Source organism: Paenibacillus sp. RC21 (assembly GCF_044907935.1).
GTDB classification, from domain to species: domain Bacteria; phylum Bacillota; class Bacilli; order Paenibacillales; family Paenibacillaceae; genus Paenibacillus; species Paenibacillus terrae_A.
Map to the genome: position 1 here is coordinate 134,439 of NZ_JBIYCS010000007.1, position 22,146 is coordinate 156,584.

Annotated in this window: 18 protein-coding genes; all 18 read left to right on the plus strand. The window is 47.4% G+C overall.

From position 1 onward, the window contains the following. Positions 1-131: 131 nt before the first annotated feature. The 18 genes from nikA (at position 132) to ABIA61_RS20925 (ending at position 22,087) form a co-directional block, all read left to right on the plus strand. Complete coding sequence (nikA, locus tag ABIA61_RS20840; protein WP_404520808.1) at positions 132-1,643, plus strand: nickel ABC transporter substrate-binding protein; 1,512 nt, start codon at positions 132-134, stop codon at positions 1,641-1,643. Further along, the gene (gene nikB, locus ABIA61_RS20845) at positions 1,640-2,581 is read left to right on the plus strand and encodes a nickel ABC transporter permease (RefSeq protein WP_404581216.1); all 942 of its coding nucleotides are present in this window, start codon (positions 1,640-1,642) and stop codon (positions 2,579-2,581) included. The genes nikA and nikB overlap by 4 nt, the downstream gene beginning before the upstream one ends. After that, entirely contained in the window at positions 2,578-3,381 is an 804-nt protein-coding gene (nikC, locus tag ABIA61_RS20850) for a nickel transporter permease (RefSeq protein ID WP_404520768.1), read from the plus strand. The genes nikB and nikC overlap by 4 nt, the downstream gene beginning before the upstream one ends. 1 nt (position 3,382) lies before the next feature. Further along, a complete protein-coding gene (locus ABIA61_RS20855) occupies positions 3,383-4,183 on the plus strand; it encodes an ABC transporter ATP-binding protein (RefSeq protein WP_404520769.1) in 801 nt (266 codons plus the stop codon). Between the two features lie 19 nt (positions 4,184-4,202). Further along, positions 4,203-4,988 (plus strand): ABC transporter ATP-binding protein, encoded by a 786-nt coding sequence (locus ABIA61_RS20860; RefSeq protein ID WP_404581217.1) that lies wholly within the window; start codon positions 4,203-4,205, stop codon positions 4,986-4,988. Between the two features lie 265 nt (positions 4,989-5,253). Beyond that, on the plus strand, positions 5,254-6,267 hold the full coding sequence (locus ABIA61_RS20865; RefSeq protein ID WP_283653338.1) for an ABC transporter permease: 1,014 nt from the start codon (positions 5,254-5,256) through the stop codon (positions 6,265-6,267). A 15-nt stretch (positions 6,268-6,282) separates the two neighbouring features. Continuing rightward, a complete protein-coding gene (locus ABIA61_RS20870) occupies positions 6,283-7,185 on the plus strand; it encodes a carbohydrate ABC transporter permease (protein WP_404581218.1) in 903 nt (300 codons plus the stop codon). 74 nt (positions 7,186-7,259) lie between these two features. Beyond that, positions 7,260-8,954, plus strand: coding sequence for an ABC transporter substrate-binding protein (locus tag ABIA61_RS20875; RefSeq protein ID WP_404581219.1), 1,695 nt, complete (start codon positions 7,260-7,262; stop codon positions 8,952-8,954). A 116-nt stretch (positions 8,955-9,070) separates the two neighbouring features. Next, positions 9,071-11,560, plus strand: coding sequence for a glycoside hydrolase family 95 protein (locus tag ABIA61_RS20880; protein ID WP_404581220.1), 2,490 nt, complete (start codon positions 9,071-9,073; stop codon positions 11,558-11,560). After that, a complete protein-coding gene (locus ABIA61_RS20885; protein ID WP_283653335.1) occupies positions 11,557-12,903 on the plus strand; it encodes a GH1 family beta-glucosidase in 1,347 nt (448 codons plus the stop codon). The genes ABIA61_RS20880 and ABIA61_RS20885 overlap by 4 nt, the downstream gene beginning before the upstream one ends. 216 nt (positions 12,904-13,119) lie before the next feature. Beyond that, the gene (locus ABIA61_RS20890) at positions 13,120-13,368 is read left to right on the plus strand and encodes a hypothetical protein (RefSeq protein ID WP_283653334.1); all 249 of its coding nucleotides are present in this window, start codon (positions 13,120-13,122) and stop codon (positions 13,366-13,368) included. Between the two features lie 367 nt (positions 13,369-13,735). Continuing rightward, entirely contained in the window at positions 13,736-14,713 is a 978-nt protein-coding gene (gene cyoA / locus ABIA61_RS20895) for a ubiquinol oxidase subunit II (RefSeq protein ID WP_283653333.1), read from the plus strand. A gap of 25 nt (positions 14,714-14,738) precedes the next feature. Next, entirely contained in the window at positions 14,739-16,715 is a 1,977-nt protein-coding gene (locus ABIA61_RS20900; RefSeq protein WP_283653332.1) for a cbb3-type cytochrome c oxidase subunit I, read from the plus strand. Then, positions 16,715-17,323: a cytochrome o ubiquinol oxidase subunit III gene (gene cyoC, locus ABIA61_RS20905; protein ID WP_137060315.1), complete on the plus strand. Its 609-nt coding sequence runs from the start codon at positions 16,715-16,717 to the stop codon at positions 17,321-17,323. Before ABIA61_RS20900 ends, cyoC begins: the two co-directional genes overlap by 1 nt. Further along, positions 17,324-17,659: a cytochrome o ubiquinol oxidase subunit IV gene (gene cyoD, locus ABIA61_RS20910; protein ID WP_283653331.1), complete on the plus strand. Its 336-nt coding sequence runs from the start codon at positions 17,324-17,326 to the stop codon at positions 17,657-17,659. Between the two features lie 179 nt (positions 17,660-17,838). Further along, positions 17,839-18,963 carry an NADH:flavin oxidoreductase gene (locus tag ABIA61_RS20915; protein ID WP_404520776.1) on the plus strand — a complete coding sequence of 375 codons (1,125 nt, stop codon included), beginning with the start codon at positions 17,839-17,841 and terminating at the stop codon, positions 18,961-18,963. A gap of 153 nt (positions 18,964-19,116) precedes the next feature. Continuing rightward, positions 19,117-19,485: an ArsR/SmtB family transcription factor gene (locus ABIA61_RS20920; RefSeq protein WP_014278144.1), complete on the plus strand. Its 369-nt coding sequence runs from the start codon at positions 19,117-19,119 to the stop codon at positions 19,483-19,485. Between the two features lie 187 nt (positions 19,486-19,672). Next, entirely contained in the window at positions 19,673-22,087 is a 2,415-nt protein-coding gene (locus tag ABIA61_RS20925; RefSeq protein ID WP_404520777.1) for a heavy metal translocating P-type ATPase, read from the plus strand. The last annotated feature ends 59 nt before the right edge of the window (positions 22,088-22,146 follow it).

Sequence of the window (22,146 nt, forward strand, 5' to 3'; positions counted from 1 at the left end):
CACAAAATGTTCAAGGTTATAAGGCATATATGGCTCAAGTGGGCCAGGTCATGACAAGCCAAAGGTAGGTAAGATGGAAGGAAACGATAGAGAAATGAAGGGGAAATATGAATAAACACAGGTTTATCCCAATGGTATGTATGCTTTTGACCGTAGTCTTACTGGCTGCTTGTTCTGGCCCTCAAGAGGGTTCAACGCAAGCAACACAGCAGCCAAAGAAAGAGCTGACCTTTCTGTTTAACTTTGCTAGTCAGACCGTTGATCCCGGTCTGGATTATACTCCGTTAAGAGCAGGTGTCGTAGAAACGTTGGTTAAACTGGACGAGAACGTAAAAATCCAGCCATGGCTGGCTACCCAATGGTCGAGTAAAGACGGGCAAAACTGGGAGTTTCAGATTCGTGACGGTGTAACCTTTCAAAACGGAAAAAAACTCACCGCAGAGACGGTTAAGCAATCGTTGGAACGCTCAATAGAGCTGAATCCGGGGGTTAAGCAGGTATTGCGAATTAAATTCATGAAAGCCTCCGGTCAAACGCTGCATGTGGTGACGGAAGAACCATTCCCTCAGTTCCCATCCGAACTGGTTCATCCCAATACAGCCATTCTGGATACAGAAGCAGCCGATCCGGATAAAAAGCCAATCGGTACAGGGCCTTTCCAAGTAGAATCCTTCACCGCAGGCACATCATTAAAGCTTACCCGCTATGATGCATATTGGAGTGGGGCGGCCAAGCTGGATCGGGCGGTTTTTGCTTTTAACGAGGATGCGAATGCACGTTTATCCGCCATTTTATCCGGTGATGCAGATATCGTCTATCGCCCACCTGTTGAAAGCATGGACAAAATGAAGCAAGACAACCAGCTCAAGCTGGATTCAGTGGTTAGCTTGCGTACACATGAGTTGATTTTTAACACGAAAAGGCCTTTGTTCCAAAATGCGAATTTGCGTAAGGCATTTGATGCTTTGGTTAACCGCGAGGAGCTGAAGGACGCTATTATGGGCGGACAGGCTACAGTGGCGCAAGGTCCATTTTTACCGGATTTCCCGTTTGTACCGGAATATCCAACCCGCAAAACCGGGGCTGAAGAAGCGCTCAAGTGGTTTAAGGAAGCCGGATTTCAGGTGGACAATGGCAAAGTAACGCAAAACGGGAAGCCGTTAACCTTAAAGCTGGTGACTTATGCATCCAGAGCCGAGTTCCCAATCTTCTCACAAGCTTTGCAATCGGAAGCCAAGCAATTGGGCATTACGCTGCAAATTGAGCAGGTTGAAAATTACGAAGACTATTTGATGAACGATACGACTTGGGATCTCGGTATGTACAGTCCGTTGATTGCGCCTCGCGGTGATGCCAGCTACTTTTTGAATGTATCGTTTTTGCCAGATGGAACGCTGAATTATGGAAAAATAAACGATGAGTCGTTAAATAAATTGATTTACCAGTTAGATCAAACCGTAGATACAGCAAAACGGGATGAACTAATATCTCAAGCGCTCACGAGAATTCATGAGCAGACGTACTATTCCTATCTGGTGCATCCGAACACGCTGGTTGTATACAAAGACCGTGTGAAAAACTGGGTTACCAGCAAAAGCGAATATTACATCCTTACCAACCAGTTGGATGTTGAAGCCAAATGATTCAAATGCTTGGGAAAAGGCTGATCGAGTTTTTCCTGTTTATTTTTCTTCTGTCGCTCATCAGCTTCGCGGGAATCAAGCTTGCTCCGGGAGACGCTGTCCGACAACTGCTGCGTGTGGATGATGTGGCGCTTACGAATGAGCAAGTGGAAATTCAAAGGGAGATCATGGGGCTGAATGAGCCGGTTATCGTGCAATATGGGGAATGGCTCTCGAAATTCATTCGTTTGGATTTGGGAGCTTCCTACATGACACATCGTCCGGTCATAGAAGAAATATGGACGAGGATGCCAGCGACGCTTCTTCTGACGTTTACCTCCATTGTGGTGTTGATCGGAGTTGCAGTACCGTTGGGCGCTTGTTCAGCTTTATATCCCAAGAAGTGGATTGATCGAGTCAGCCGGGTGCTCGCGATCATGGGAGCATCGATTCCCAGCTTTTGGCTAGGACTTTTACTTATTGAGGGGTTTTCGGTAAGGTGGTCGATCTTTCCAGCCATGGGGAACGGTACTTTGATGCATCTGGTGCTTCCTTCGCTGACACTGGGACTTACGATGGCTGCGGTATATGTACGTCTTATTCGTTCCAGCCTGTTAAACAGCTTGAGTCAGGATTTTATTCTGGGTGCAAGGTCCAGAGGGATTGGAAGGCAGCGTATTTTTTGGTTGCATGCGTGTCGCCATAGCCTGACTCCAGTAATGACCATGTTTGGCGTCAGTGTGGGAAACTTGCTGGGGGGAAGTGTCGTGGTAGAAACGATATTCGCCTATCCGGGTCTGGGAAAGTTTATTGTAGAAGCTATTCATAACCGGGATTACCCGATGATTCAGGGATACATTTTATTTATGGGTGCTGTCATTATGCTGCTTCACGTGATGACGGATGTAACGGTGGGATACGTGAACCCTGAAATCCGCTTGAAGGAGGGAAGACATTGAGTACATCCCGACTTCCTTTATGGTTGTTTATAGGTGGAATAGCTGCACTGTTCATCCTGCCTGAGTTTATGAAAAATGATCCGTTGCTCGTTTTGCTCACTCGTAGGCTTCAATCCCCAAGCGCCGAGCATTGGCTGGGTACGGATGGTTTGGGCAGAGATTTAATGTCACGGGTGGTATACGGAGGCAGAAATACGGTTGGAACAAGCTTATTGATTTTGCTTCTGTCTCTTGGTATTGGCATTCCTGCCGGGGTAATCGCAGGGGTTATGGGAAAAGGGGTAGACCGATTGTTCATGCGGGTGTCGGATTCCATTCTGGCTTTTCCCGATTACTTGATTGCGATTGTACTGACGGGCTTGCTCGGGCCGGGTGTCGTCAACCTGATGATTGCGATTGTATCGGTAAAATGGGTGGCATATGCTCGTCTGGTGAGAATCAGCCTGATGGCAGAAAAAAAGAAGGATTATATCTGCAGTGCCCGCTTGAGCGGGGTACCAACGATTCGATTGGTCATCCGGCATTTGCTCCCAGCGGCTTTCAGAGAAATTGTGGTCGTAGCCACACTGGATTTGGGTAAAATCATTTTAATGATCGCGGCTCTATCCTATATTGGACTTGGGCTACAGCCGCCTATCCCCGAATGGGGAGCGATGCTGAATGAGGGACGGGCCTATTTTCACAGTTCTCCGCTGGCGATGGTCATTCCGGGTGTAGCCATTATGCTGTTCGTTCTTTTATCCAATCTGATTGGGGATCAGCTACGGGACAGTCTTGAACTAAGGCCACGGGGGAAATGAAATGATGAATATTCTGGAAATAACCGGACTGCATTTGAAGTCCGAGCAAGGCTTGATTGTACGTGATCTTCATATATCCATTAGTGCGGGACAGTGCCATGCGCTGATTGGTGAAAGCGGTAGTGGAAAAAGTATGACCTCGCTGTCGATTGGCGATCTGCTTCCTGCAACGGTTTGGGTAGAATCCGGTAAGATCGAATTGTGCGGGCGCTCGTTACTCACCCTGTCCAAGAAAGAAAGAGAACGCCTTCGCGGGCAGGAAATCGCTTATGTTTTTCAGGACTATGCCAGCGTGTTTACGCCGTTTATCACCATAGGCAAACAAATGGACGAAACGCTAAAAGCACATCATGTGTTAGAACGCAAAAGCCGAAAAGAGCGCATCAAGCAAGTCCTCGAACACGTTCGATTAACGAAAGAAATATACAACCGTTATCCATTTCAGCTCAGCGGTGGGCAGCTACAAAGAATATCGCTTGCGGTAGCCATCATGCTGGAATCCAAACTGCTGATTATGGACGAGCCTACGACAGCATTGGATCAAACGAATGCCAACGAAATTTTACGGATCATTTCAGAGCTAAAAGAACGCACCCAATGCTGCATTTTGTTCATCTCGCATGACCTGAGAAACGTCAAGCGCTACGCCGATCAAGTCACTGTGATGCGTGAAGGCCAGCTTATGGAAACGGGGAACACATTGCCATTGTTGAACAACCCGAAACAGCCCTACACCCGAAGGCTGATTGAAGCTATTCCATCCTTGCGCCCATCAATGAAATCCGTGCATGAGTCCATATAGAGAGGGCGGTAACATCTTTATGAACCAGATACTTGAACCTGAACTTTTAGTCGTGCAGGACCTTCATAAATCTTACCGCAAAAAGGGACAAGTGCTTGGCGGGGTATCGTTGACGATTCGAGCGGGTGAATGTGTGGGGCTGATCGGAGAAAGCGGCAGTGGAAAAAGCACCTTGGCACGCTGTATTATGCTTATGCAAGCTATAGATCGAGGAACAATCCGGTTTCAGGGAACACCCGTTCAAGCAGGCAACAGGCAGTCGTTAAAACGTTATAAAGGACAGATGCAGGCCGTATTTCAAAATCCCTCTGCGGCGCTAAATCCAAGGTTTCGTTTACTGGAATCCGTCATGGAGCCACTGGATCAACTGGAACGAAAGGTTCCATCTTTTTTGAAAGACTGTGGTTCAGACAGAAGAGAAATAGCAGTGAAATTGCTGGAATTTGTGGGCTTATCACCTGGATTGCTGGATAGATATCCTCATGAAATCAGCGGTGGACAAAAGCAACGGCTTTGCATGGCAAGAGCTATCAGCGTGGAGCCTGCACTCATTATTATGGATGAACCAACATCCAGCCTGGATACCTTAATTCAGTCAGAAATGCTAAACTTGCTCAAGGAGTTGCAGGGGAGGCTGGGATTTTCGTATCTGTTTATTTCCCACGACCTACCTGTGGTGCAATATATGTGTGACCGGGTGCTAGTCATGCACGAAGGCCGTTTGGTGGACGAGTTTGTAAAGGAGGAACTGTTTGCTCCCGACAGACATCTGTACACCCGCCAATTAGTTGCAGAATATGATTGAGAGGTTTGACCAGCTTACATTGCTGGTCTTTTTGTATTCTATAATTTAACTTGAAAATTCACACGGAAAACGGAGCAGGCGGAATGGTGCTGTACAAGCAACAGCGATGGGAAGCACCATCCGCATACGTAGTGGCACGAACGTAATTTTCAACTCCCTCCCCATATATCTAATTTTGAACTGATTTTTCTCCTAATTCGTTGGGTATCCGCTTTCAAGCTAGCAAAGTATGATAATAGTAACTATATACAAGGAGGAGCTTGCTATGGAATCATCAACTGAAACCGCTTCCAATGCTGGTGCTACGATTCCTGAGTCTAACCGGGGCAGACTGCGCAAGGTACGCGGGCCGAAGCGCGGGCGTGGAGAAAAAGGCTTGTGGGACAGTGTAAAGCAACAAAAGTACCTTTATTTTATGTCCATTCCTTTCGTCATATGGGTGTTTGTTTTCAGTTATCTTCCGCTGTGGGGCTGGACGATGGCGTTTCAAAATTATAAGCCGGCCAAATCTTTTTCGGACCAGAAATGGGTAGGGCTGAATAACTTTATTGAGCTATTTCAGGATGAACGATTTTATCTTGTATTACGCAATACGCTGGCGATGAGCCTGATGGGTATTGTATTTGGTTTTGTTGTACCGATCTTTTTTGCCATTCTGCTAAATGAGCTACGGGGGATGCTGTTCAAACGATTTGTGCAGACGATATCCTACCTCCCGCATTTTGTATCCTGGGTGGTTGTCGCCGGATTGGTTACGAAAATGCTGTCCATTGACGGAGGAATTGTTAATGATTTATTGATAGCGCTTCATATTGTGGATGAGCCGATTCAGTTCATGGCGAAGGGGAGCTGGTTCTGGTACATTGTAACCGCTTCCGATATATGGAAAGAGACAGGCTGGAATACGATTATTTATTTAGCCGCCATTACCGGAATTGACCAGGAGCAGTATGAAGCCTCGCGTGTGGACGGGGCGAGCCGCTGGAGACAGATGTGGCATATTACGCTGCCAGGTATCCGTTCGACGATTGCTGTTCTGTTCATTATGGCGATTGGACATTTGGTGAGCAACGGTTTTGAGAAGCAGTTCTTGCTTGGCAATAGTCTCGTGACGGATTATTCCGAGGTGCTGGATCTGTATGCGCTGAATTACGGGATTAATTTGGGCCGCTTCTCTTACGGGACGGCAATTGGTATTTTCAACTCACTGGTCAGCATTCTGCTGTTGTTTACGGCGAACGGTATATTCAAAAAACTGACCAAAGAAAGCATCATGTAGGGAGGGAGAAGCAAAATGACGAATAAGGCATTTAATGCTACTCGGTCTGAAAAGCTGTTTGACCTGTTCAACTATATCCTCATGGCTCTAATCGTGGTGTTGACGCTGTACCCGTTTCTGAACGTACTTGCGATTTCCCTGAACAATTCAACGGACACGGTTCGCGGCGGTATTTATATATGGCCCCGCCAATTTACGCTTGAAAATTACAAAACAATTTTCCAGTACGATGGCCTTCTTCAGGGTCTGCAAATATCTATTCTTCGTACATTGGTCGGGACGGTACTCGGATTGATATGCGCGTCTATGCTTGCTTTTACATTGAGTCGGGTCGAGTTTCGCGCTCGTAAGTTTATTTCTACGTTTTTGGCGTTGACGATGTATTTTTCCGGCGGGATGGTGCCCGTGTTTATTTTGATGCGGGATCTGCATCTGCTGGGTTCATTTTGGGTGTACATTTTTCCAGGCTTAATTAGCGCATTTAACGTGTTTGTCATTCGTTCCTTTATGGATGGTTTGCCGTATGCGCTACAGGAGTCTGCCAAGCTGGATGGTGCGAATGATTTTACAATTTATTGGAAAATCATTTTGCCGCTGTGCAAACCAGTATTGGCAACGATTGCTCTTTTTTTGGCAGTAGGTCAGTGGAATGCTTGGTTTGATACGTATTTGTATAATGGTGGGGCGCCACAATGGACGACGCTGCAGTATGAGCTGATGAAGATACTGCAAAGTACGCAGCAAGGCGGCTCCAGTATGGCGAATAGTAACGATATGGCTAAGCAAATGGCTCAAATTTCACCAGAGTCGATTAAAATGGCAATTACAATTACGGTTACACTTCCCATTCTGATGGTATATCCGTTCCTGCAAAAGTATTTTGTAGGCGGGATGACGCTGGGAGCGGTGAAATCATAAAAGCCAGAATCCTGAGTGTAAAGCAACAGTTATTTGCAGGCTAAGTCATCATATGAATATAGGAGGATTTATACATGAAAAAACACTGGTCTAGATTTGCACTGATTCCCTTGCTCGCGGTGTCACTTACCACACTCGCAGGTTGTGGGGGAAGCGATAAAGCAGCAAAGGAAGGTACATCCAGCGGCACAGACCCGATTACGTTTAGCTTCTTCGGAGCAGATACAAGCCCGCAATGGAATGGAATGAAGGATGAAATAGGCAAGGAAATCACCAAGAAAACAGGTGTAACCTTGAATGCGGAATTTGATGTCAGCGGCGGAGGTGGAGATGACCGAATTGCTTTGATGGCAGCAAGTGGAGAATACCCGGACTTGGTTTCTCCTAAAGCGAATATCAGCAAGCTCGTGGATGCGGGGGCCATGATTGATCTGACAGATCTGATTAATGATCACGCACCCAATCTCAAAAAGCTATACGGACCCTATATGGATCGTTTGAAATACAGTAATAAAGATCAATCCATCTATGTCCTTCCTACGTATGCAGGTGTGGGACAGGAGAGTTTTGACGCGACGGGGGGATTTGAAATTCAGCATAAGGTGCTCAAGGAGTTAGGTTATCCAAAGGTAAGAACGCTACAGGATTATGAAAACGTACTCAAAACCTATGTAGCCAAGCATCCGACGATCAATGGCAAAAAAACGATCCCTCTCACGCTGGATGCAGACGACTGGAGAATTATGATTACCGTAACGAATCCTGCCTTCCAGACGACTGGAGCGCCGGATGATGGTGAATATTTTATTGATCCCAAAACATTTGAAGCCCAACTTCATTATAAACGTCCAGAAGAAAAGGAATATTTCCGTTGGTTGAACCACATGTACAATGAAGGGTTGCTGGATAAAGATTCGTTTGTGCAAAAAAGTGATCAATACAAATCCAAAATTGCCAGCGGTCGTGTCCTCGGTCTGATCGACCAGGAGTGGGGTTACCAGGATGCTGAAAATGCGTTAAAAGCGTCAGGCAAGGCCGATTCCAGTTACGCCCATTTTCCAGTTACACTTTCCGAGGAATACAAGGATCGTTCTTTTCAGGATACGGGTTTCACGTCCGGTTATGGTGTAGGTATTACGGAAAATTGCAAGGACCCGGTGCGGGCTATTAAATTCCTTGATTATTTAGCATCCGATGAAGGACAGGTGCTAGTGAACTGGGGCATCGAAGGCAAGCATTATGAGACCAAAGACGGCAAACGCGTCATCCCGGCTGATGTATTGGAGCAAAAAACGAATAATGCAACCAACTTCAATAAATCCACTGGAATAGAATTGTACACGTTACTCAGCGGACACTATGGCGACGGAGTGAAGGACCCTACGGGTAACTACTACACTGCCAAATTCCCGGAGCAAATTATCGCGGCTTATTCGGAGCCGGAGAAAGAATCACTTAAAGCGTATGGCGTAAAAACGTGGAAAGAACTGTTCCCGGACAAGAAAAAATTTGATGTAAAGCCTTGGGGCGCAGCCTATAACCTGACGACAGACAATGAATCCAACTATAACGTCACCTTCAAAAAAACGACAGATATTATCCGCAAACGTATACCGGAAGCTATTTTAGCTCCGGCTTCCAATTTTGATACGATATACGACAACATGATTAAAGAGCTGGATGCCGCCGGAGCGGTACAAATGGAGCAACAATATACTCAATTGGTGAAGGACAGAGTGGAATTGTGGAGCGGCAAGGCTTCTAAATAGCGAGCTGACTTAACGAGGCGCAACAAAATGATGGGTTGTCGGAATGACGGAGCGCTTGTCCTTGTGGTTCATACGGGATTGGCGCTCTGTTTGATCTCAATGGGGGAGGGTTCGATGTGAGACAACGCGAAAAGCATAAATCCCTGCGTTTATGGTATCGCCAGCCTGCTAAGGTGTGGGAGGAAGCATTGCCTGTCGGCAATGGGAGGCTGGGCGCGATAGTTTTTGGCGGGATCGGGGAGGAGCGTTTGCAATTAAACGAGGATACGCTCTGGTCCGGATTTCCCAGGGATGGCGTTCAGTATAATGCATTGAGATATTTGAAGCCCGTCAGGGAACTGATTGCGGACGGAAAATACAAGGATGCTGAGCATCTGATCAATACGAATATGCTGGGGCGGGATACGGAGGCTTATCAGCCTTTGGGAGATTTGTGGATTACACAGCAGGAACTTGGGGAAATTGTGGAGTATGAACGCGAATTGGATTTGACCACCGGAACGGCTGCGGTCATTTTTCATAACGGGGGTATCCGTTATACTCGTGAAGTCATCGCCAGTGCACCAGATGGAATTATTATGGTATCGCTGACTGCGGATAGGCCTGGAAAGATCAATGCAATCGTGCGTATAACTACACCGCATCCTTGTGAAACCGAGGCTGGCGAGGATGCACATTTTGGTGATTCATCCCCGTGGGATAGTCACAAGGAAGATGGCCCATCTAATGAATCAACGAGGGACGTAATTACGTTAACCGGACGAGCGCCCAGCCATGTGGAGTCAAATTATCGCGGGGATCATCCGCAGTCGGTTGTTTACGAGGATGAATTGGGGATGGCCTTTGCGGTTCAGGCGCGGGTTATCCCCGAGGGGGGGACGCTGACAGAGGATGCTGACGGAGTGCTGAGTGTATCGGGTGCGGATAAACTCACGGTGTATTTAGCCGCAGCTACCGGATTCCGGAGATTTGATACTAAACCGGACAGTGATGCAGCGGAACCGACAGGCGTATGCCAAGTTACTTTGGATAAAGCAGTCTCGCTTGGATACGAGCAGGTGAAGCGACGGCATGAGCAAGATCATCGGGGACTATTTGGCCGCGTTGAGTTAGAGCTTGGGAATGATATCGGGACGGATCGAATGACAAAAAGACAAATTCCGACTGACTTGCGATTGGAGCAGTACCGCGAAGGTCAGACGGACCCGGATTTGGAGGTGCTGTTGTTTCAGTATGGACGCTACTTACTGATAGCAAGTTCGCGTTCAGGCAGTCAGCCCGCCAATCTTCAGGGTATCTGGAATGACCGGGTGCAGCCGCCGTGGAACAGCAATTATACAACTAACATTAATACCCAGATGAACTATTGGCCGGCGGAAATATGCAATCTTGCTGAGTGCCATGAACCCTTGCTGCACATGATTGGAGAAGTCAGCCGTACGGGACGCAGAGTTGCTTCGATCCATTATGGTGCGCAAGGCTGGTCGGCCCATCACAATGTAGATGTGTGGAGGTATGCCGGACCGTCAGGCGGCCATGCCAGTTGGGCCTTTTGGCCGCTCGGGGGTGTCTGGCTAACCGCCCATTTATGGGAACGTTATCTGTTTACTCAGGATATGGCTTATTTGGCTGAGCAAGCTTATCCGCTGATGAAGGGAGCAGCCGCCTTTTGTATGGATTGGCTCGTGGAAGGCCCGGATGGCTGGCTAGTGACCTCTCCGTCTACATCACCTGAAAACAAATTTAAAACTCCGGACGGAGAGGATTGCAGTATATCCATGGGCTCCACGATGGATATGACGTTAATTCGGGAGTTGCTGAGCAATTGCATTCAGGCTGCGGAGCTGCTGGAATTAGACGATGAGTTCCGCAACCGCTGTGAAGAAACGCTGCAACGCCTGCTGCCTTATCAGATCGGTCGTCACGGTCAGTTACAGGAATGGTTTGCCGATTTTGAGGAAGCGGAGCCGGGACATCGACATGTTTCGCATCTGTATGGATTGTACCCTGGCCGACAAATTCATGTTCGCGATACCCCGGAGCTGGCGGAGGCGGCCCGCATATCTCTGCGCCGACGGCTCGATCATGGCGGAGGTCATACCGGCTGGAGCTGCGCCTGGTTGATTAACCTGTACGCGCGGTTGGAGGATGGCGAAGCAGCGCATCGGTATGTTCGCACGTTGCTGTCGCGCTCGACCTACCCCAATTTATTCGACGCTCATCCGCCTTTTCAGATCGACGGCAACTTCGGAGCGACGGCGGGTATCGCGGAAATGCTGCTACAAAGCCGTCCGGGTGAGCTGACCTTGCTGCCTGCCCTGCCTTCTGCATGGCCTGAGGGGCGGGTCAGCGGATTGCGGGGGCATGGCGGGATGACGGTTGGCATGGAATGGTCCGGTTCCCGGCTCGTCCGCGCGGAACTTACCGCATCCGCCCCGACGGGACGCTGCACGATTCGCAGTGCTCATCCGTTTAGCGCAGATGCTCGGCAGGCTCAGCCTGATCCGAAGCATGGAGGATTCATTTTGTCATGGAATTTTACCAAAGAGCAGGAAATAACGGACAGACAAACGATTATTATTGATGGAGAGGAAGAGCAAATATGACCATTTTTCAATTTCCGCAGGACTTTATGTGGGGGACGGCAACAGCAGCCTATCAAATCGAGGGGGCCTATGAGGAGGAGGGAAGAGGTTTGTCCATCTGGGATACCTTTGCCCATACGCCTGGCAAGGTGTTCAACGGAGATAACGGGAATGTAGCCTGTGACAGCTATCATCGCTACGAAGAGGATATCCGGCTGATGAAGGAGCTGGGTATTCGTACATATCGTTTTTCGGTATCTTGGCCGCGTATATTCCCCAATGGTGACGGTGAAGTTAATCAAGAAGGATTGGACTATTATCATCGCGTAGTAGATATGCTGAACGAAAATGGAATTGAGCCGTTTTGTACGCTGTATCACTGGGATCTGCCGCAGGTACTTCAAGATGCAGGAGGATGGGAGAACCGTCGCACGATTCAGGCATTTGTCCAGTATGCGGAGACGATGTTCCGTGAGTTTCATGGAAAAATACACCATTGGCTGACGTTTAATGAGCCGTGGTGCATCGCTTTTTTATCCAATATGCTGGGAGTTCATGCCCCTGGTCTGACAAATCTCCAGACAGCCATCAACGTTGGGCATCATCTGCTGGTTGCGCATGGTCTATCTGTACGTCGTTTCCGCGAGTTGGGCACCAGCGGTCAGATCGGCATAGCGCCGAATGTCTCATGGGCTGTGCCCTATAGCACTTCCGAGGAAGACAAAGCGGCGTGTGCGCGTACGGTTTCCCTGCATAGTGACTGGTTTCTCCAGCCCATCTATCAGGGTTCGTATCCTCAGTTTCTGGTAGATTGGTTTGCTAAGCAAGGAGCTACCGTACCTATTCAGGAAGGAGATATGGACATTATTAGCGAACCTATTGATCTGATCGGTATAAACTACTACGCTATGTCCGTCAATCGTTTTAATCCCGAAGCTGGATTCCTTCAATCCGAAGAGATTAATATGGGGCTGCCTGTGACAGATATCGGCTGGCCGGTGGAATCGCGCGGGTTGTATGAGGTACTGCATTATTTGCAAAAGTACGGCAACATCGACATTTACATTACAGAGAACGGGGCTTGTATCAACGATGAGATTGTGAATGGCAAGGTTCAGGATGACCGCCGTATTTCCTATATGCAGCAGCATTTAGTGCAGGTACATCGGGCGATTCATGACGGCCTTCATGTGAAAGGCTATATGGCATGGTCGCTTATGGACAATTTTGAATGGGCTGAAGGATATAATATGAGATTCGGCATGATTCATGTCGATTTCCGCACTCTGGCCCGCACCCCCAAGGAAAGCTACTATTGGTATCGAAATGTGGTAAGTAACAACTGGCTGGAGACCAGACGTTAAAAGAAAATGTACTTTGATACTAAAGCGGACATTGGCCTGTCTTCGCTCCCTTTTGTTTGAACAACGAGTTCTCTGGGGTAATAATATCCAAGTTGAATTGCAGGTTGCTAAAAGTATGGTGAAGCGATTAAGAATATAATCACAGGGATTGTGCATACTGACAAAAATACCCGAAGAGGGCGCTTCATCAATTTTAGACCAGAGGGAGTGGAGGATATGGCTTCGAATTTTAGAAAATCAGGATCGAACGAAAAGCAAATGAGCCGCTCAGTGTCTGTCATCGCCTGGCTCGCTTGGATTGTAGGCGTTATTCTTATTTTGTTCAATTTAGGTAATCTAAGTGATCGTAATATATATTTAATGGTGGGTATTGGATGTGTCGTTGGCGGATTTTTTATTTATATGATCGGAAAAGGGCTGGTCATTGCCCGCAAGAAGGAAGATCAGGAGAAGGGACGCAGTTAATACAACTGAAAAAACATCTATAGAAAAACAACAACGTGGGTCTTCGTACAGTGTGGAACAATAAACTGTCTGGAGCCCCGTTTTTGCTTCCTGACATCGCAAGAACAAACTTCAGCTACAAGCAGTCTGTCTTCCTTGGAATGCTTCGATATAGTTTTGGCTTATGTCACCTTTTTAGTAATAGTAGATTTTGAATTTGCAAGAGAAATTTTATTTTTAGAGAGGTTTTTCACAAAAAACGGACAAATAATCGACAATTCTGTTAACAATAAAAAAAGTCCCCTCTTTTCTGATATCTTATATAGGGGCAACATTACAGGAGTTCGTAAGTTTTGAGTAATTTATTATTAAAGGAGAGGGGAACAACATGAACAAAAAACCAAAAGCGATTATTGCGTTGGTTTTGACCGTGCTCACGGTAGCATTGCTCATTTGGACGTGTTTTTATGCTGGCGGAAAATACGTTGTTTTCGATCCGAAAGGACCTATTGGGCAAGCACAAAAAGAGCTGATCATTCTTTCAACGTCTATGGCTGCACTTCTAATTGTACCGGTCATGTTTTTGACTTTTTTCATCATTTGGCGTTATCGCGACGCGCCGGATAACAAGGCGAAGTACCAACCCCACTGGGACGACAGTAAAAAACTGGAGACCGTATGGTGGAGTATTCCGATTGTTGTCATCTTGATTCTTGCGGTTATCACTGCGAGATATACCTACTTGCTGGAGCCTTCCAAGCCAATGGCAAGCACACAAAAGCCAGTAACCATCCAAGTAACTGCACTGGACTGGAAATGGCTCTTTATGTATCCGGAGGAAGGTATTGCTACAGTCAATGAAATTCACATTCCTAAAGGCGTTCCGGTCCGTTTCGAGCTGACTGCTGATGCGCCGATGAACTCGTTCTGGATTCCGCAATTGGGCGGCCAGATCTACACCATGTCAGGCATGGCCATGAAGCTGCATTTGCAGGCTGATCAAGAAGGAACTTACTTTGGTTCGGGCGCAAACTTCAGCGGTGAGCATTTTGGACAAATGCGCTTTGATGTAGAGGTTCAGTCGGATGAAGAGTATAAAAACTGGGTCGCTAACATTAAAAAGCAGTCCAAACCGCTGACAAAGGACGGCTATTTGGCGCTTGCAAAACCAGGTTTGTCCCAGCCTGATGAGTATTCTTCGATTCCAGACGGTTTGTTCCAGGATATTGTGACCAAGTATGTAGTGGAAGGAGCTCCTAATCCTCATGGCGGACATGGCGGAGCATCCACAGAAGGTTCTTCCAAGTCTGGCAGCACTGAAGATACAGGCACCATGAGTAATATGAATATGAGCGGACACAATTAAATGATTATAGGGAAGGAGGCCCCCAATGCTTGACAAAATAAAAGAGTTTGCATCCACTTTCTTCGTTACTGGAGACCCAATGATTTATGGAGCGGATGTTTCTATCGCTCTCGCGATGATCGGGATCGTGTTTGTGCTCACTTATTTCAAAAAATGGGGCTGGCTTTGGAAAAACTGGTTGACTACCGTTGACCATAAAAAAGTCGGTATTATGTATATCCTTGCAGCCATCTTGATGCTGTTCCGCGGAGGCGTGGACGCACTGTTGATGCGTTTACAGCTTGCTACACCGGATGTTACACTTTTGCATCCTGAGCATTACAATCAGATCTTTACAACGCATGGCACGATCATGATCTTGTTTATGGCGATGCCATTGATGTTTGGTTTGTTTAACATCGCGGTACCACTTCAAATTGGTGCGCGTGACGTTGCGTTTCCTTTCCTGAACGCGCTGAGCTTCTGGCTGTTCTTTATGGGAGCGATGCTATTCAACCTGTCCTTCGTTATTGGCGGTTCGCCGGACGCAGGTTGGTTGAGTTATCCACCGCTTTCGGAGCTGCAATTTAGTCCCGGCGTCGGTCAGAACTTTTATATCTGGGGTATACAGATTTCTGGTATAGGTTCATTGGCTACGGGGATTAACTTTATTGTTACCATTATTAAAATGCGCGCACCTGGTATGACCTGGATGAAAATGCCTGTCTTTACGTGGTCCGTATTTTCATCATGTGTTATCATCATTTTCGCGTTTCCGATTTTGACGGTTACTTTAGCTTTGCTATTCCTTGACCGCTTCGGAGGAGGACATTTCTTTACACTTGATTTCGGCGGTAACCCAATGATGTATATCAACCTGATCTGGATGTGGGGTCACCCTGAGGTTTATATCGTGGTTATACCTGCCTTCGGTATTTATTCCGAGGTCATCAGCGTATTCTCCAAAAAGAAATTGTTTGGCTACAAATCCATGGTTTACGCCATGTTCATGATTGCTATCCTGTCCTTCTTCACCTGGGCGCATCACTTCTTCACGATGGGATCAGGCGCAGATGTTAATGCATTCTTTGCCATTTCGACGATGGTTATTGCAATACCGACAGGGGTTAAAGTGTTTAACTGGCTGTTCACGATGTATCGGGGTAAGATCACATTTAAGACACCTATGATGTGGGCAATCGCCTTTATTCCGAATTTCCTGATTGCAGGTTTGACGGGCGTCATGTTGTCTGTAGCGCCTGCGGACTTCCAGTTCCATAACAGTTACTTCCTGGTCGCTCACTTTCACTCCGCTCTGATTGGCGGTGTAGTGTTCGGCTATCTGGCAGGTCTGTACTACTGGTGGCCTAAAATGTTCGGCTTCACTCTGCCTGAAACGCCGGGTAAATGGGCTTTCTGGTTCTGGAATATCGGCTTCTATGTGTGTTTCATTCCACAATATTCCCTCGGTCTGATGGGTATGACACGTCGTCTGAGCACTTACGGCTGGGATACTGGCTGGCAGCCGCTTAACCTTGTATCAACCGTTGGAGCATTCCTGATGGGGATTGGTTTCTTGTTCCAGGTTCTTCAAATTCTTCTGGGTATCAAAAATTTCCGCAAGCTGAAGGATACAACTGGCGACCCTTGGGGTGGTCATACGTTGGAATGGTCGATCCCTTCACCTGCACCGGAATACAATTTTGCTACCATCCCACAAGTAGAAGAACGTGATGACTGGTGGGCAGAGAAAGACAAACGAGCAAAAGGAATTTTCAGAAAGCAACCGCCAATTGAAGCGATTCATATGCCGAAAAACTCGGCGATTCCATTCATTATGTCGGTATTCTTTTTCATCGCAGGTTTCGGTTTTGTATTCGGGTGGTCGATCTTCTATATTCCGGGTCTGATCGGCGTTGCGATTTGTATGATTTGTCGTTCTTTCTTCTCGTATGATGGCGACTACTACATCCCTGCGGATGAGGTAAAACGCACGGAAGCGGCAATAAGGGGGTCTGTATAATGGCACAAGCAGCAGCACATCACAGCCATGATCATGACCACGGGCATCACGATCCACAAGAATTGAAGATGCTTGGTTTCTGGATCTTTCTTGTAACGGACGTAATCCTGTTCAGTACCTTGTTCGCAACCTTCGTCGTCCTTCGGAACAGCACAGCTGGAGGACCTGGGGGCGCAGAGCTGTTTAACATGACGGGCGTTATCATTGAAACGTTCCTCTTGCTCACAAGCAGCTTCACAAGCGGTCTGGCTGTGTTGGCCATGAACAAAGGAAGCATGAAGGGATTAATCAACTGGTTAATCGTGACGGCGATCCTGGGTCTTGGTTTTATCGGTTTTGAGGTTTACGAGTTTGTTGAATTGGTACACGAAGGAGCCAATTTTGGAACGAGCGCGTTCCTGTCGGCATTCTTCACATTGGTCGGTACGCACGGACTTCACGTTTCGTTAGGTCTGGTGTGGATGATCGGCCTTATGTTTCAGTTGAAAAAACGCGGGCTCACTCCAGAGACGAAGGGCAAAGTTTCGGCATTGAGCTTGTACTGGCACTTTTTGGACGCTGTCTGGATCTTCTTGCTGACAGTCGTCTATTTGATGGGGGTGATGTAGATGGCACAGCATCAATCAGGAGCGGGTTCGCATGGTCATGATGAGTCTCACGGTTCAGTGAAATCCTATGTAATCGGATTTATTCTGTCCATCGTACTGACCATCATTCCTCTCGGTGTGGTCATGAATCATATGTTGAGTCGCACTTCAACTATGGTTGTTATTTTGGCCGCAGCAGTGCTGCAATTTCTGGTGCAGTTATTCTTCTTCATGCATATCCGTGAAAGTAATGGACCACGCTGGAATGTCATGACTTTGATTTTTGGTGTAGTCATCCTGTTGACCATTGTTGGCGGTTCTGTCTGGATTATGGAATACAACATGGTAGCACAATAATAAGTACAAACTAATTAGGTAAGAGGAAGCAGCTTAGAGCCGCTTCCTCTTTTTTTGTGAGTATCGTGTTGGAATATAAACTGTGGCTACTTGAACTCAAGTTTAACTTTGTGTAAAATGGAATTGTATAACAGTAGGGTGAAAACGATAACACTAGTTGAGAGCGGAGGATGAAAATAATGAATACAGATATACTATTTAAACCTTTTAAGGCAGGTAACTTATCTCTTCCCAATCGGATCGTTATGGCTCCAATGACACGGAATTTTTCTCCTCAAGGTGTCCCAGGCCCTGAGGTTGCCGCGTATTATCGTCGCCGTGCGGAAAATGCAGTCGGATTGATTATTACCGAGGGAACTGCTATTAATCATCCCGCAGCCGTGGAGCACACGAGTATTCCTAACTTTTATGGTGAAGGTTTGAAGGGGTGGGCGAAGGTAGTCGAGGAGGTTCATGCGGCGGGTGGCAAGATTATTCCGCAGCTCTGGCATGTGGGTGCGGCCCGGAAAATAGGCGCGGCTAACCAGCCGAATCCCGAGGCATTACCCGTCGGTCCGTCCGGTATCACTCCTGCTGGTGAAAAGGTAGTTGAGCCGTTGACTGAGACCGAGATTGCTGATATTATCGCAGCCTATGCCCAAGCCGCAGCCGATGCCCAGCAGGTGGGATTCGACGGCATTGAGCTTCATGGTGCACACGGCTATTTAATTGACCAGTTTTTCTGGGATAAAACCAACAAGCGTACAGATCAGTACGGAGGCAATTTGGCCCAGCGTACTCGGTTTGCGGTGGAGGTCATTGAGGCTTGTCGTCGTGCAGTGGGTCCGGATTTTCCAATTGTACTGCGATTTTCCCAGTGGAAGATGTACCATTATGGAGAGAAATTGGCACAGACACCGGAGGAGCTTGAACAGTTTCTGGCTCCATTGGTGAAGGCCGGGGTGGATGTATTCCATTGCTCAAGCCGCCGTTTTTGGGAACCGGAATTTGAAGGGTCTGATCTAAATTTAGCAGCTTGGACCAAAAAGCTAACAGGCAAGCCGGTCATTACTGTTGGCTCCATTGGTTTGGAGAAGGCTTTTTTGAGTGAACTGGAAAAAAATAATAACAGCCAGACCGATAATTCGAGTAGCGTACAGGCAAGATTAGAACAACTTGTTGGGCAAGTAGAGCGAGAGGAAGCTGATCTGGTTGCGGTTGGACGGGCTTTACTGGTTGACCCGGCGTTTGCGGTTAAGTTACGTGATAAACGGATAGAGGAACTCGTGCCTTACAGTGATGAAGCATTAAAAACGTTGAATTAAGCTTTATTTAGCACAACTTTATATAGGGTGGATACCCAGGCATTGAGACTTGAAAATTCTCCGTTACAGGGCAAGCTGTAATATAAGCTATTCGTAAATTCTACGAATTTGCTATAATAGGAGCATCAAGTCGAAATACACGGGGTGAAAAGGATGAATTCTGAAACGGAAGCTTTGGATTGCGAGCCGGCTTGTCACGGTTCAGACAAAGAAATCGAACACATAAAATCTTCTCTTGTTGAGGATTCCATCGCATACAAAATGTCGGAGCTGTTCAAAGCCTTGGGTGATCCGACACGGATCAAGCTAATCTACGCTTTGGCCCAGAAGGAGCTGTGTGTACATGATTTGACCCAGGTGTTGAATATGGGGCAGTCTGCGGTATCTCACCAGCTTCGTTATTTGCGCAATCTGCGCATTGTCAAACGGCGCAAGGAAGGCAAAACGGTGTTTTATTCGCTGGATGATAATCATGTGGAGCAGATATTTTTGCAAACCCACCAGCACATTTCACATCAATAATTTTGGGATAGAAAAAAAGCAGGGCGCCAAGCGATTGGCGCTCTTTTGGTGTTTGTCCGATGAAATAGATTTATTTGGCGGAAAGGGGCTATTATCATTGACTTTTACTCATGATACTGAATATAATGAGTTTAATAAATAATATATGAACAGTTGCTCATATATAGTTAATTGGAGGCCAATGATTATGGATGCTCTGAAAAGAACGGAACGGCACGAATGGATTTTGGAAGGCTTGGATTGTGCCAACTGTGCTCTAAAGATTGAAAATGGAGTCAGTAAAATAGAAGGTGTGCTTGATTGCTCGGTCAATTTTGTAACGAAAACATTGACGATGACAGCAAGCTCGGATCAAAAAGAGGAGATTTTTCGTCAAACGGAACGGAAGGTTCACAGACTGGAGCCTCACGTCCGAATGATCGTAAAAAGCGCCCGGGGACGCTCTGGTGAGAACAGTCGCAGTGTGGCGGGTGCAGCACAGGCAGGCAGCGCAGGGGAGCGCACCCATAGTCATGAGCATAGTGAAGGACATACGCATGAGAACGGCCAACAACATGGAGTTCACAGCCACACAGGTCATACTCATAGTCATGAAGCACATGCTGAGGAAGTTCATGCCCATGATGGCCACCACCATGGCGAACATGCACATGATCATGGTGATTCCACACATGCTCATTCACATTCGCATGGAGATGACAGCCATGCCGGGCATACACATGACCACGGTACAGACGGTATACGCCGCATGATTACACGCTTGGCTATTGGTGCAGTCGTTGCGGCTGTTGCCTGGTGGTTGCCTGTAGAGGGCCTAGGCAAGCTGGCACTGTTTTTACTGGCATATATCATTGTTGGTGGAGATGTAGTCATGCAGGCTGTGCGCAGTCTGGTGCGAGGAATGGCTTTTGACGAATATTTCCTGATGACGCTGGCTACTGTTGGTGCATTTGCAATTGGGCAATATCCGGAAGGCGTAGCCGTCATGTTCTTTTATCAAATCGGTGAGCTATTCCAGGGCATTGCGGTTAATCGTTCGCGCAAATCTATCAGCGACCTGATGGATATTCGACCGGACTATGCCAACCTGAAGACGGCTGATTCCGTAAATCGGGTGTCACCCGAGGATGTGCGTGTAGGTGGTCTGATAGTAATCAAGCCGGGCGAGAAGATTCCGCTGGATGGTAAAGTTGTAGACGGAAAATCGCATGTGGATACCTCGGCGCTGACGGGTGAATCCGTGCCTCGTACCGTAGAGCCGGGAAGCAGTGTGATGAGCGGATTTATCAATACGAACGGACTTTTAACTGTAGAGGTTAGCAAGGAATTCAGCGAATCAGCAGTCGCCAAAATTTTGGAGCTAGTGCAAAATGCGAGCGCCAAAAAAGCGCCGACCGAAAAGTTTATCACCAAGTTTTCCAGATACTATACTCCTGTTGTGGTTATCGTTGCGCTGCTGCTGGCAGTCGTTCCACCGCTCGTCGTACCGGGAGCGCAGTTTGCAGATTGGGTATATCGTGCACTTGTTTTCCTCGTCATTTCTTGCCCATGTGCGCTGGTCGTATCCATTCCGTTGGGCTTCTTTGGCGGCATCGGGGCAGCCTCCCGTTCAGGTGTGCTGATTAAAGGCGGGAACTATCTTGAAGCACTGAACCATGTGAAATATGCTGTTTTTGATAAAACAGGTACACTCACCAAAGGGGTTTTCCGTGTAACAGGCATTTATCCTGCCGGAGAATTTACGAAGGAAAGCCTGCTGGAAACGGCTGCTTTGGCGGAGCTGCATTCCACGCATCCTATTGCGGCATCCCTGCGTGATTCCTATGGCAAGGAGCTTCAAGCCGAGCGGGTACAGCAATATAGCGAGATTTCCGGTCATGGGATTCAAGCGCAGATAGATGGTCGTCTGGTGTTGGCCGGGAATGCGAAGCTGATGGAGCGGGAGCAAGTTGCTTTTGACGATGCACAACGTGCAGGAACGATGGATGAAGGAACGGTCGTTCATGTGGCTGTAGACGGAACGTATGCCGGATGCATCCTGATTTCGGATGAAGTCAAGGAGGACGCGGCACGAACGATTGCTTCACTGAAAAAGCTGGGTATAGTGAAAACGATCATGCTGACAGGTGACAACCGGACGGTTGCAGAGGCCGTTGGACGACAGTTGGGTCTGGATGAAGTACGTGCAGAGCTGTTACCCCAGAATAAAGCCGAAGCGATTGAACAACTGTCTGCAAGTAAAAAAGCGGGCGACAAGATTTTGTTCGTGGGCGACGGGATTAATGATACCCCTGTGCTCGCACTGGCGGATGTAGGTGTAGCGATGGGCGGTTTGGGTTCAGATGCCGCGATTGAGGCGGCGGATATCGTGATCATGAACGACGAACCTTCAAGATTGGTTACAGCGATTCATATCGCCAAGCGTACACGCCGCATCGTATGGCAGAATATTATATTTGCACTAGGCGTCAAAGCCGTGTTTCTCACTTTGGGTGCGTTCGGTATTGCTACCATGTGGGAGGCTGTATTCTCCGACGTGGGCGTAACACTTCTTGCCGTACTGAATGTTATGCGTGTACTGAAAGTACGTTCTTTTGAATAAAAAAATCAATGCCCTCGGGTTATCATCGGATGTATTCATCCTTTGAAATCCGGGTTTTT